A 13,463-nucleotide genomic window follows, 5' to 3' on the forward strand; every position below is an offset into this window, starting at 1 on the left:
AAAAGAAAAAATCGCCCTAGGTTTATGCCCGCTTATTACTATCATAAAATGTAATATACCTTGAAAACCTCACTGAATACCCTTGACTACCATTTGATTCTATTATGAACAAAGAATTTATTCCTAAGTTGTTCTCTCTTTTAAAAGAGGGAATTTCCAAGGAAACCATTACAAAAGATGTACTTTCTGGACTTATTGTGGGCATAGTAGCCCTTCCTTTGGCAATCGCCTTTGCCATAGCCTCCGGTGTTTCGCCGGAAAAAGGAATAATAACGGCTATTATTGCCGGGATAATAATTTCGGCCTTTGGGGGCAGTAGGGTCCAAATTGGGGGCCCTACCGGAGCATTTATCGTAATTGTCTACGGCATTGTCCAGGAATTTGGTGTTAATGGGCTAACCATAGCCACTTTTATGGCCGGATTTATCATCATAGGCTTGGGACTGGCCCGACTAGGAAATTTATTAAAATTTATTCCCTACTCCCTGATCGTAGGCTTTACCAGTGGTATAGCCTTGATTATTTTCTCCTCCCAAATCAATGATTTCTTCGGACTTAACATAGCCAAAGTACCCGCCGATTTTATGGATAAATGGGTGGTCTATTTTGAAAATATGGACAAGATAAATGGGTATGCCATTGCAATCGCTGCCGGGACGGTCATTATTACCCTATATTTTCAAAAGTTGATAAAGAAAATACCCGGTTCCATTGTGGCCATCCTATTGTCTACTATTGTGGTACAGGTTTTTGGAATTCCCGTTGATACCATTGAAAGCAATTTTGGGGAAATCCCTAATCATTTGAGCATGCCCAGCCTTCCCAACGTGGATTATGCAACGGTGAAATCGTTGATACAGCCAGCTTTTGCCATTGCCCTTTTGGGCGGTATAGAATCCCTACTGTCCGCTGTGGTTTCCGACTCCATGATAGGTGGTAAACATCGTTCCAATATGGAACTGATAGCACAGGGTGCTGCCAATATATTCTCGGCCATCTTTGGGGGTATCCCCGCCACTGGAGCCATTGCAAGAACGGCCACCAATGTAAAGAATGGTGGTAGAACTCCCATTGCGGGTATAGTACATGCCGTAGTTCTACTGTCCATAATGCTTTTATTTGCTCCGTATGCCAAGTTGATACCCCTTTCCTGTTTGGCTGGAATATTAATGGTTGTGGCCTATCATATGAGCGAATGGCGGCAATTTAAATCTATTTTAAAGGGAAATAGAATGGATATCATCATCCTACTAACCACATTCTTCCTTACCGTAATCTTCGATCTTGTTATAGCTATTGAAATTGGAATAGTACTCTCCAGTTTTATGTTTATGAAAAGAATGAGCGAAGCTGTCCTTGTTGAAAAAATCACTTCGGATAATATTAACGGGGAACATTTGTTCGACGATGAATTGTTGGAGCTCCCCAAAAACGTGCTATTATATGAAATTAACGGACCTTTGTTTTTTGGTGCAGCACGGCAATTTCAGGAGACCATATCCAATACCCATTTACAACCAAAGGTCATTATTATTAGAATGCGTTATGTTCCCTTAATCGATGCCACCGGATATCAAAGCTTAAAGGAGATCATAAAATCATATAAGGCCAAGGGGATAAAAGTAATCCTTTCAGGTATTAACGAAGAAACCAAAAAGGATTTTGAGAAGAATGAAATGTTCTCAGTATTGGAAGAAGAATATATTGTTAAGCATATTAATGAGGCTTTGGAAAAGGCCAAATCCTTTAATTAATCTTCTATAAATATCATAGATTTAAGACTTGCTTATTTGCAATTCTATTCTAAAATTCCTTTCTAGATTCAGTAGCACCTTGGTAACGCAACATGTGGTATAATGACGTAAATCCCGCAAATAATTAAACGGAATATTAGGTGGATTATCTATTTACAAAATAAAAGACCCATTAGTATTTCCTTGAGATTAACTTCACATAGCCCCTACTCAAACACTAGGGATAAATTCCTACAAAGCATCTTTCCTTTATATGGATATAGTAAATCGTAGTTAATGTTACATATGTTGCATGATTGGTTACAGATTTGGTATGATATTAAGATTATGTTGGTTAACTTCTCCTTGCTTAAGAATTGGTAAGCAGCATTCCGCAAATTTATTCCCCGAAAGCGACCCTTCGTGCCCACTTATTAATTTGTAAACATATTACTATTAAAGAAAAACCTTAAATTATGAGAATAGGCAGCGTTAATATTGATTCAATTTTGAAAGATGAAAAAGCTCGACTTCCAATTGGGAAAATTTTACAATTACCCGTTAGCAATATGGTGAATGTAACACAGGATATTGAGAACTCTTTAAAGCTAATAGGAATCAACAACATTTTTGATCTTGGTACTTCCAAAATATTCAAGGCCACAGAAGAAATCACCTTGGCTTCCTCCGACCCTGATACCTTATATGCCAAGTTGGGATTGATTCCTTCAGATATATTAAATAAAGATGCAGAAGGTAAACCAGCATATGAACTTGTCAATGAAAGTATAGAAATATTAGAAGGTGTAGGACAAAAAAGTAAGGAAAAGTTGGTAAAGGCCTTGCACTTGGATACCATTAGGGAATTTTCCCTCTGGCCACCATATCTCAATGCAAAACGCTTGGTCAATGATGCCTATAATCCCGAAACAAGTGTTCATAGCGATCCCGACGCCCCGGCTGAACTGTTACCTACGGGAGGAAAACATGCTACCGAAACTCTTAGTTACCAAAAAATATTTATTGATCAAATTGATGAAGCTATAGGAACTGTTGAAGAGAATATCACAGAATTAACAGACGGTGCACATCAAATAGACATTCTTACATCATCCAAAGGGAAAAGCGGTTTCAGCAGGCCGGCCAAAGGATCTGTACTGACCTTTACCCAAACTTGGACACCACATGCGCTATCGCTTGGCCAACTTCTACATAGTATAGGTCTTGCACCGGGCGAAAGCACCAAAGTAGCCATTATTGAGTGGTCCAGAAAGGAGTCTGGGAGTATGGAAGAAGAAATAAGACAAACAGAAGGTTTAACGGCTGCATCTGAACAATCGCGGGCAATTGAAGAAGTACAAAGCGCCGTAGCCACAGAAGTACAGAATGGATTTTCAGCTTCCCAATCCTTCGCGAAAACCAAAACCGGAGGTTTTTCTGCCGGACTAACTCTTGGACCTTTGGGCCTTGGGGGTTCACATGGTAGTTCCAAAACTTTCGGTTCTGCCATTTCAGTATCCTCCTCAACAGGCAGACGTGATATTTCGGCTGAAATGAGCCAGGATATAACGGCGAGTACCAAACAAAATTCAACCTCGGTCCGTAATAAAAGGGCAGCCGTGGTGAGGGAAGTAAAACAGGAGGAAAGGGAAGAAATTCGTACCCGTGTAATTACCAATTATAACCATTCACATGCACTTTCGGTACATTATTACGAAGTGGTTCAGATTTATAAAACACAGGTAAAATTATCGAAATACGATCGGTGCATTTTTATTCCAATGAAACCATTTGAATTTAACGATGTTCGAATCATAGACCGTTACAGGACAGTTTTGTACAATGGGGCACTAACCAGTTTTACAAGAGAACTAATCGAAAAGGCCAGTGGAGATATCCAGGCCAAAATAAAATTAGACTTGCGCTATGGGTCTAGCACCTTGAATTTCCCACCTGACTGCAAATTGCGTTTTATCAAAAATATGTTCGGTAACGCTGACTTAAGAAAAAGAACCAAAGGCGCTAGAGTTCAATTGGACGATAATAGCGTACTAATTTTTTCTCAAGATGACTTGGGATACATTAAAATTGACCCGGCAATTCCCATTGATAGAATTAAAAAAATTGAACTTGAAACAACTTCCTCGGAAAATACAGAGTATACTAAGGCTGAATTCATGGTGAATGCTATTTTGGGCGACCGTATGGTCAATCAACGGGTGGCATGCAGGCTTCCAGGGACTTCAGGCACCATTTTGTTTTTTGAATTCAAACAGCCTGAATTTGATAAGCAGCTTTCTGAACTGCTAAACGAAGAGAAGCTCTATTATAGTCAGTTAATTTGGCAAAATCTTACAGCTGATGAAGTCGTAATGAGATTGGCACATTATAATTATGAGGGACAGCGACTTATAGAACAAATAGATGCGGTTCCCCTTACCACCTATGGGAATTATATTGTATTTCGTTGGTATCCAAAACCAATGAATGTGAACAACTTGATAAATGCGGAAGCTTCTTTGGAGGCAAGGCGTCCTATTCTAAGGGAAGGTCTTGAATTTAATGTGCCAGACCTAACCAGAATCAAAACCGATTGGGCATGGGAACAATGGAAGAAAAAACACATTGATTTGTCTAAGACCGAAGAAGCTTTTATACCTCTACCCACCGAAGGAGTCTTTACCGAAGCAGTTCTAGGTCGCTATAACGCTTCCGAAAAATTGGATATAACCCGCTTCTGGGATTGGCAAGAATCACCAATTCCACATCAAGCTCCCGACATAGCCCCTATTCAGGCAGGTTCCCGAGCCACCGATGACGGTTTAACATCCCCTAGGTTGGAATCTCCAATTGTCAATATTCAAAATCCACAACCCCTACCCGATCCAGCTGGAGTGGGTGCCGTACTCAATGCAATTACTACTTCAAATATATTTAGGGATATGAGTGGTATGCAGCAGACAGCTGCTCTATTGCAGCAAGGCATTGACACTACAGGCCAAGCGGCAGTTGCGGGAGCATCGTTGGCAGCGCAGAACATGAAAACCATGGCCGATCTTGAAGCGGCAAAAATAGGAGCCGTACGTGATGTGCTCATGGCCTATATGGGTGGTTCTGCCAAAGGCAGCAGTGGTAGCAACTCCCAAGTTGGAGCCATGATCAATCAAGGGAAAAAAATGGACGAACAAAAACAAGATTCTTCATCAAATTCTTCTGGGACAGGCTCTGGTAGTACGGGAACAACTACTTCGGGAACTTCAAATAATTCTACTGGGACATCTGGCGGCACAAGTCAAAGTCATGAAGAAGATGCTTTTTACTCAGCAGTAAGCCCTAATAGAATATCGGGTAATAGTGTTACTTCCAATCCTAGTACAAACAATAATCAGCCATCCAATCCTGCAACACAAAACTCGGCAAACACGCTTCCCCTAGAGGAAAGGAAAAATTCTTTGGAGTCCCAATTTATAATTGAGAAAGTTGGAACAACAGGCAATCACAATGGGGCAATACCAATGTTTGCATGGATAGTATATGACTTTGGCGTTAATAATGCTGATCCGCTCATTGATAATAATGCCAAAGGGCCATTTTCTATTCGCAATCAATTAAAAGAGCGATATCAGGAGCTTATTGATCAAGATATCTGGATAGACATCGAAATCTATGGATACACCGATAATTCAGGTTCCAACGCAACCAATCAAAAGTTGAGGAGTAATCGGGCAATAAAAGCCTCCCAAGCTTTCATTCCTACGCCAGAAGGTCGAAAAGCAAACTGGGTTAAAATTGAGGACAATACTATGGTCATAGAGAACGAAATCAATCTAAAACGAATTTCAGGAGCACCTTTGGATTATTATTTAGCAGACAACAATACCCCTGAAGGACGTAAAAAGAATCGCTCCATAATAATTAAGGAGATAGCCATGCATAATGTAACAGCACCTGGCGGTATACGTTTAACAGATCAGGAAGAGAATAACAAAAGAGATGAAATAGCGGATAAAATAGATGCAATAAGAAATAGTAACAATAAATATGATCTTTTTAAAGTAAGGGCCTATGACTTATGGCTAAATCCATCCGCAGATTTAAGAATTTTTACCGAACATGATGTAACCATGGCAATTCTAGAAAACGTCGATCCAGATGTTGAATTATATCCTTGGAACCCGTTTGACGATAATGGCCCTTCGATAGCAAGTAATGTGTTAAAATATGTCACCGATTATCGTTCGGAAATTAACCTAGACCTTAAAAATAAAAACAAAAATGTAGAAAATGTTCTTGCTACCTTCGAGAATCTATTTAGAGAGCTTTTTAATGGGGTGTCTGCTATGAACAAGCATTTGGATGCCGTCTCTGGAATTTCAAACAATCCATATTACGCGGGTATAAGAATACGGGATTGGATAATTTCCCAACAGCAGGGAAGAAATACAGCGTACCATGTAGCTCTTGAGTTTGCTGAAGATAACTAACAAATGTTTTGTGTAAATTCAATAATTGCGATTACAAAAACTTGAATTAACATTAGTAGTTTATTGCGACCAATTGAATTCTGTCCAAAATTGACAAAATGCTGTTTACATCACCATTGTTGTCTTTATAAAACTACGAAAAGATAAATGGTTAATCTGGAATTAGTACTTTACAAATTCTTAATTATAAGTTTCAATAAAATATTTTTCATCTCGCGTTTACATTGCCTATAATTTTTCAAAACTGCGCAAAATTGAAATAAGTTCTCATTTTCTACGCTCAGAAAACCGGGAATTCTTTTTCTCGGAGTTACTTCAATTAGCCCGACATAAATGAAGAAGTAAATTCAGGCATAAAAAAACTCCTACAACTCTCTGATTAAAAGTAGATTGTTGAAAAATTCGTTATCGTTTAATTGAAAAATTTACTAATTTTAGTACAGACCACGTAGTATACAATGATAACAACCAACAACTAAGCCTACTGAAAAACCAACGTACAACCAATGATAAAATTCGTTCGTTAAATTAATCCCCAACATTTTAGAATTTAATACTGTACAGTTTCTACGGTGTATTACGTAAAAGAATACCGATGTAGGCAATATTGGCAAAGGTTAGTAGATAGTGATTTAAAAAAAATAAAACGTTCCCAAATATTGAGTACACCTTGTTTAATTAATTATAATTAAGATGAAAAAAGTATTTAAAATTGTTGGTATCGGACTAGGAGTTATTGTTCTATTGATTGCTATCGCCTTGATCTTTATCAGTGCCAGCGATATTCCTTCCTATGAAGTTGAAAAAGTTGATTTTAGGGTTAAAAGTAGTCCGGAGGCCATTGCAAGGGGTGAAAAATTGGCCATTATGTTGTGCGCCAGTTGCCATTTAAATCACCAAACCAACAAACTTACCGGACAAAAGATGATGGATGCCCCACCGGAATTTGGAGAAATTTATTCCCAGAACATCACCCAGGACAAAACCTATGGCATTGGGGATTGGACAGATGGGGAACTGCTATATCTACTAAGAACGGGAATAAAAAGGGATGGAAAATACAGTCCACCCTATATGGCCAAACTGCCACATATGGCGGATGAGGATATCAATGCCATTATCTCGTTTTTAAGGTCGGACCACCCTATGGTCAAAGCCGACCCAACTCCCGATACTCCTCCCAAACCTTCATTATTGACCAAACTCCTATGTAGGGTTGCCTTTAAACCCCTTCCTATGCCCAAAGAAGCAATTCCCCTGCCAAATAAAAACGACCCTGTGGAATTGGGCAAATACCTGGCTCATAATCTGGATTGCTTTTCCTGCCACTCGGCCGACTTTAAAACCAACGATTTTTTAAATCCGGAACTAAGTGATGGGTATTTTGCAGGGGGCAATAAACCCTTGGATCTACAAGGTAGGGTAATGCTCACCTCCAACTTAACACCGGACAAGGACACTGGCATTGGCAACTGGACCAAGGACGATTTTATCAATGCCCTTAAGTATGGGCAGAAAAAGGGTGAAAAGGCCCTGACCTACCCCATGCTGCCCTATCCTCAACTTACCGATGCAGAAGCTGGGGCCATTTTTGAATACCTACAGACTATACCTCCTATAAAGAACAAAGTGGAGCGGTCCATATACTAAAATGTAAAGCCGAATCCTAAGCCTGTGCAAATCTGTCCATTATGTAAGCTAGGAACTAAACTTGGGCCTTATGTTGCATTTTAAAGGAATTGGTACGGGCTTGGGAAATGATGCCACCCAGCCCGTATTAATATTATTCCTAAATGCCGTAATTGATCATGGTCTTTAGCTTAAGTTGTCGTAAATTACCCTAAAGGTGAATTATGAAGTATCTTTTGGCCACTTTAGTTTTTATGACACTTATGACCTCAAAAATAATTTTCGATTTCAACAAAGATTCCAGCATCAAGAAATGGAGAATTGTGAATGATGGGGTCATGGGCGGCCTGTCGGTAGGAAGCTTTACCTTGAGCCCTGACGGACATGGATTGTTTGAAGGTGAAATCTCTTTGGAAAACAATGGTGGATTCTCTTCCGTCCGTTACCAATTTGATAAGCTACAGGTAACCAAAGACAGTTACATTGGCATTCAGCTCAAAGGCGACGGCAAAGACTATCAATTTAGGGTAAAGGACAATGCCGGCAATTATTATTCCTATACCACTACCTTTCCGACTACAGGGGAATGGGAAGAAATCAAAATTTTACTCAGGGATATGTATCCTTCTTTTCGGGGTAGGAAATTGGACCAACCCAATTTTTCAAAAGATCATATTGAGGAAATTGTTTTCCTGATCGGGAACAAAAGAACTGAACACTTTAAACTGTTGATCGATAAAATAGCATTGCATCAATCATAGTCCTAAGCCCAGAAAATGAAAGAATATTAAATGCCTTTTTTATTCAATCATAATTAAACTTCAAACCATAACACTGCGCAGCGTTGATAAAATTCCGAACTTATTGAAACCATAAATATTTGTTACATTTATCCGAGTGCTATTTCCTTACGGAAAATACCAGCGTATTTTTTTAAGGAACATTTTAATAACAACCTTATAATCCATTTTTTTAAACAACTATGAAAGTATTGAAAACTTTATTATTGGCATTGCTCTTAAGTACTGTCACCGTCTCTTACGCCCAAATTGAATTACCATCTTTTTTTGGCGATCATATGGTATTACAGCAGAAAGACAATGTTTCCATTTGGGGAACCGACAAACCGAACACTAAAATTAAGATAATAGGAAGTTGGGGAGAGGAATCTACAGCAACAGCCAATAGTCAGGGGCAATGGAAGTTGAAGATGAAAACCCCATCCTATGGTGGACCCTACAAACTTGCCATAAAGGGCAGCAATGAAGTGACGCTCAACAATGTAATGATCGGGGAAGTTTGGCTTTGTTCCGGCCAGTCCAACATGGAAATGCCCGTAAAAGGATTTAACAACCAACCCATAGATGGTAGCGGAGAGGCCATTTTAAACTCCAAAAACAACCAGATACGTTTGTTTACCGTAAAAAGAGCATCAAGCCTAGAACCTTTGGATAAAGTGGAAGGCCAATGGGCAGAGGCCAGTCCGGCAACTGTGAGGGACTTTAGTGCTACCGCTTACTTCTTTGGAAAAAAATTGAATACCCTATTAAACGTTCCCATTGGTTTGATACATACCTCCTGGGGCGGGTCCAGTGTGGAAACCTGGATGGACAAGGAGACGCTTTCCCAATTCAGTACCATAGAGCTTCCAAGTAAACTTCCAGAAGGAGCACCACAGCGCACCCCTACCCTATTGTTCAATGCCATGATCAACCCCTTGATAGGGTACAACATAAAGGGAGCTATTTGGTACCAAGGAGAATCCAACAGAGGCAGGGCCGAGGAATACAGTCGACTCTTCCCCACCATGATAAAAACCTGGAGGGAAAAGTGGCAACAGGGCGAGTTTCCGTTTTACTTTGTACAAATTGCCCCCTATGGTTATAACGATGGCAATGCAGGCTTTGTTAGAGAGGCACAATTGCACACTATGAAAACGGTTGAAAATACCGGAATGGCAGTAACCATGGATATTGGGGATTGTGATTTTATACACCCAAGGGAGAAAAAATTGGTGGGCGATAGATTGGCACTATGGGCACTATCCAAGGATTACGGCATGGAAGGATTTGCCTATAGTGGTCCAGTATACAAAGAAATAGAAGAAATTAAAGAGGGCAAGGTAACGTTGTCCTTTGATTATGTTGAGAACGGTCTCTCCAGTTACGGTGGGCCCTTGACAGGATTTGAAATTGCGGGAGCGGACAAAGTTTTTCATCCTGCCGAGGCCAAAATTAACGGGGACAAGAGCCTTAGTGTTTGGGCAGAAGGGGTTACAAATCCCGTCGCCGTTAGGTATGCATTTAGCAATTGTGAGGCTGGCAGCCTGTTCAATACGGAGGGCTTACCTGCCTCCTCGTTTAGGACAGATACTTGGAAGGAGTAATTGATTAAAATATATTTTGAATTTATACTTTCATTTTACTCAAGCGATTGTTTTGTATCAGTTTTCGCGAATCTTCGATATAGTTCATTGATTTCTACTTGTTATTTGAAGCTATTTATGAACCTTCGGTTTGTTTGCTTGTCCAACCCTTCGAATCCGCTCAGGGTACGGCCATGACATTTAAAACTATTGGGCGCAAGAAAATAATATGTTTTTCTGCGCCCAATTTTCTTTAGGAATACTATGAAATATATGTGGTGCCTTTCAATACTCCTTAAAATTCAAAATACGCTTTCATAGGTTCAAAATAATGTTCCTGCCACCCCTGAATATAGTGTTCGCCATCTTGCGGAACATTGCTATGTATCAAGGTCAATTCGATTACACCATCTGTCTCTGAAAGTACAACCTCAATTTGCGAATCATCCTCGTCTTCATTAAAATTATCACTTCGCCAGGATTGCACAATTTTATGGTAGGGTTCCAAAATTAGATTCTCTCCCTTAATATACCCGTCCCATGCGGTAAACGGATCACCAACCTTATCGGAAACGAAGGCCTCCCCTCCGGTCATTTTGGTGTGTCCCTGGGTACTAAGCCATGCCTTATAAATTTGTTTTGCCGTGGTATTAAATGTTGTTTTTAAGGTAAATTCCATAGGTGAGGTTTTTTGGTGTGATTAAATAGCTAACCCGATTCTTAAATTTACTAAATAATTTTTGGCGAGTTTAATTCTTTATGGCAATAATGAACCACAGCCATTTATTGTTGCCCAATACCCATGCCCACAGAATCTATTATGACTCTTGTGACATTGAACTTTTTAGAATAAGTGGTACCCCAGGAAAGAAATGTCGATTTAGATAAGCTTTTGCTAACTTTGCCCTCTTAAGAACCATACCCGTGCATCCAAAAAATCCGTTTTCCGAAGCCTACGATTTTGATTTGCTTATTCGGCATTCCCCAGAACTAAGGAAATTTGTTTTTGTAAATGAGTATGGCAACCAAACCATAAAATTTGGAGATCCTCTGGCGGTAAGGGCTTTGAACACAGCCCTATTAAAAGCACACTATGGACTTGACTATTGGGATATTCCGGAACAGAATCTCTGCCCCCCTATTCCTGGACGCTTGGATTACCTTTTGCATATAGCTGACCTGATTCCGAAGCCCACACTCCGTTTGTTGGACATTGGCACCGGAGCCAACCTTATCTACCCTATTTTGGCTACCTGTCACTTCCATTGGCAGTGCGCGGCCAGTGAGGTAGATCTGGATGCTTTAAAAAATGCCCAGGAAATTATTGACAGAAACAGCGTATTGGCCAACATAGCCCTTAGGAAGCAAGGTTTTAAAAACAGCATTTTGGAACATATAATTCAACCTGGAGATGAGTTTGACGTGGTGGTATGCAATCCCCCATTTTTTAAGAACCGCACAGATGCCGAAAAACAAAACTTGCGAAAGGTGCGGAACCTGCAATTGGAGGACAGGGAGCGCCTAAATTTTGGAGGCTTAGCCAACGAGTTGTGGTACAAGGGTGGTGAGGAAGCATTTGTAAAAAAGATGGCCGAGGAAAGCATGCAATTCCAAGACCAGGTACATTGGTTCACCTCCTTGGTATCCCAAAAAGAAAACCTTAAAAATATAAAAAGGGCCATTAACAAGACGCAGCCTACAGCAGTCAAGGTAATAGCTATGGAACAGGGCAATAAAAAGAGCAGGTTTGTGGCCTGGACTTTCAACAAATAAATCTGCCGCAATCCAAAACTATTCTGAATATGTTATTGGGGATATACAGTCTAGCGCCAAAACAACTGGTATTCATTAAAAGCTAAACCCTGTCTTGTTTAAGTAAGCGGCCCACAAGTCAAAATCCTATAGTTCTTCACTTGCCTTTAACCTTCGTTTAATGTAGCATTATAATGAATCTAACGGACTTTCTATATTGGCAAGCCTACGTGGTGTTACCTTTGTATACACCTGAGTGGTCTTAATAGAACTATGTCCTAAAAGTTCTTGGATAAACCGCATATCGGTACCGGATTCCAAAAGGTGGGTTGCGTAGCTGTGCCTAAGGCCGTGAACCCCAATATTTTTTTTGATACCTGCCCTTTTCATGGCCTCTTTAAATACCTTCTGTATGCTACCCCTGGAATATTGTCCCCCGTACCTTCCTTCAAGCAAATACTCCTTGGGATTATATTCCCTATAATACTTTCTGAGTTTTGGCAATAGCGTTACGGGTAGCGGTACCATCCTATCTTTCTTTCCTTTTGCACCACGAATATGCACAACCATTCTAGAGCTATCAATGTCATTTAATTTAATAGCAACGACTTCTGAAACCCTAAGTCCCAAACCATAGCAAAGTTCCAGAGCAATGCGATGTTTTAAATTTTCTACCTGTTTAAACAACTTCGCCACTTCACTCTTAGCCAACATTTTAGGTAAGGTCACCGGTTTTTTAGGCCTCGGAATATCAAAAAAGAGTTGTGGCCTGTATAATACTTTTTCAAAATAAAATTTAATGGCATTTATTTTACCGTTCATTTTGCGTTCCCCCATTTTTTCCTGGTAAACACAATAGAGAAAATAATCCTTTAATTTTTTGGGGGTAAGCTCATCCACAGGATAATTTTTGATCAACTGAAGTAAATGAACAAATTCGGCAATATAGATCCGAATGGTGTTTGGACTAAGCGCTTTTAACCTAAGCTGATCATAATACCGTATTAGGGCAGTTTGGTTAACAGGAGCTATTTTGGGAAGTTGTTTTGTAATAAATGGTCGCTGCTCTATATTCAAGGCTTTTCTAACAGCGGGTATATCCGGTAGATACCAAGCTTTATTGGTTTTGCTCCATTTTGCAGAGGTAAAGCGTTCTCTAAATTGTTGTACCAAATGCGGTTTAAATGGAAAAATAACCAATATTACATTTTTGTTTCTATGCACAACAGGTTTAAAAGTATATTGGGAAAAATCCATTCGTCATTTTGTATATCAATATACTGTAAGATACAAAATGATATATAAAATAACAACTTTTAAAAACCCTCCTATCTATTTATGCATAGGAGTTAAGGAGGTATACCATTATTTTTATATCTTAACCTTTAATTACACATATATATGTGTTGTGGTGCATTGTCTCACTCAAGTCGAAAATTCCAAAAATTTACTGCGGATTAAAAATAAATATCTTAAATTTGTATCCAAGTAGATACAGTT

8 protein-coding genes are annotated in these 13,463 nt (G+C 39.5%); 6 read left to right on the forward strand and 2 right to left on the reverse strand.

Features of this window, described 5'->3' with window-relative positions:
• The first annotated feature begins 104 nt into the window (after positions 1–104).
• The 5 genes from MWU82_RS22565 (at position 105) to MWU82_RS22585 (ending at position 10,232) form a co-directional block, all read left to right on the forward strand.
• Complete coding sequence (locus MWU82_RS22565) at positions 105–1,754, forward strand: SulP family inorganic anion transporter (protein ID WP_247098018.1); 1,650 nt, start codon at positions 105–107, stop codon at positions 1,752–1,754.
• 455 nt (positions 1,755–2,209) lie between these two features.
• Entirely contained in the window at positions 2,210–6,217 is a 4,008-nt protein-coding gene (locus MWU82_RS22570; protein ID WP_247098019.1) for a hypothetical protein, read from the forward strand.
• Positions 6,218–6,910: 693 nt separating this feature from the next.
• On the forward strand, positions 6,911–7,867 hold the full coding sequence (locus MWU82_RS22575; RefSeq protein WP_247098020.1) for a c-type cytochrome: 957 nt from the start codon (positions 6,911–6,913) through the stop codon (positions 7,865–7,867).
• Positions 7,868–8,070: 203 nt separating this feature from the next.
• Positions 8,071–8,607: a CIA30 family protein gene (locus MWU82_RS22580; protein WP_247098021.1), complete on the forward strand. Its 537-nt coding sequence runs from the start codon at positions 8,071–8,073 to the stop codon at positions 8,605–8,607.
• Between the two features lie 221 nt (positions 8,608–8,828).
• Positions 8,829–10,232: a sialate O-acetylesterase gene (locus MWU82_RS22585; RefSeq protein WP_247098022.1), complete on the forward strand. Its 1,404-nt coding sequence runs from the start codon at positions 8,829–8,831 to the stop codon at positions 10,230–10,232.
• Positions 10,233–10,506: 274 nt separating this feature from the next.
• On the opposite strand, the gene MWU82_RS22590 is transcribed toward MWU82_RS22585, so the two are convergent.
• Complete coding sequence (locus tag MWU82_RS22590; RefSeq protein ID WP_247098023.1) at positions 10,507–10,890, reverse strand: SRPBCC domain-containing protein; 384 nt, start codon at positions 10,888–10,890, stop codon at positions 10,507–10,509.
• Between the two features lie 245 nt (positions 10,891–11,135).
• Between MWU82_RS22590 and rlmF the strand changes: the two genes are divergently transcribed.
• Positions 11,136–11,984, forward strand: a complete 849-nt coding sequence (gene rlmF, locus MWU82_RS22595; protein ID WP_247098024.1) for a 23S rRNA (adenine(1618)-N(6))-methyltransferase RlmF — start codon at positions 11,136–11,138, stop codon at positions 11,982–11,984.
• A gap of 168 nt (positions 11,985–12,152) precedes the next feature.
• Here rlmF and MWU82_RS22600 read toward each other — a convergent pair whose 3' ends face one another.
• Complete coding sequence (locus MWU82_RS22600) at positions 12,153–13,220, reverse strand: tyrosine-type recombinase/integrase (RefSeq protein WP_247098025.1); 1,068 nt, start codon at positions 13,218–13,220, stop codon at positions 12,153–12,155.
• Positions 13,221–13,463: the final 243 nt, after the last annotated feature.

Source organism: Arenibacter sp. S6351L, from assembly GCF_023016025.1.
GTDB classification, from domain to species: Bacteria; Bacteroidota; Bacteroidia; order Flavobacteriales; family Flavobacteriaceae; genus Arenibacter; species Arenibacter algicola_B.

Excerpts from the sequence above, each read along its gene's own strand:
- MWU82_RS22565 (WP_247098018.1), top strand. The coding sequence starts at position 105 with ATGAACAAAGAATTTATTCCTAAGTTGTTCTCTCTTTTAAAAGAGGGA.
- MWU82_RS22590 (WP_247098023.1), bottom strand. The coding sequence starts at position 10,890 with ATGGAATTTACCTTAAAAACAACATTTAATACCACGGCAAAACAAATT.
- MWU82_RS22600 (WP_247098025.1), bottom strand. The coding sequence starts at position 13,220 with ATGGATTTTTCCCAATATACTTTTAAACCTGTTGTGCATAGAAACAAA.
- MWU82_RS22570 (WP_247098019.1), top strand. The coding sequence starts at position 2,210 with ATGAGAATAGGCAGCGTTAATATTGATTCAATTTTGAAAGATGAAAAA.
- MWU82_RS22585 (WP_247098022.1), top strand. The coding sequence starts at position 8,829 with ATGAAAGTATTGAAAACTTTATTATTGGCATTGCTCTTAAGTACTGTC.
- MWU82_RS22575 (WP_247098020.1), top strand. The coding sequence starts at position 6,911 with ATGAAAAAAGTATTTAAAATTGTTGGTATCGGACTAGGAGTTATTGTT.
- MWU82_RS22580 (WP_247098021.1), top strand. The coding sequence starts at position 8,071 with ATGAAGTATCTTTTGGCCACTTTAGTTTTTATGACACTTATGACCTCA.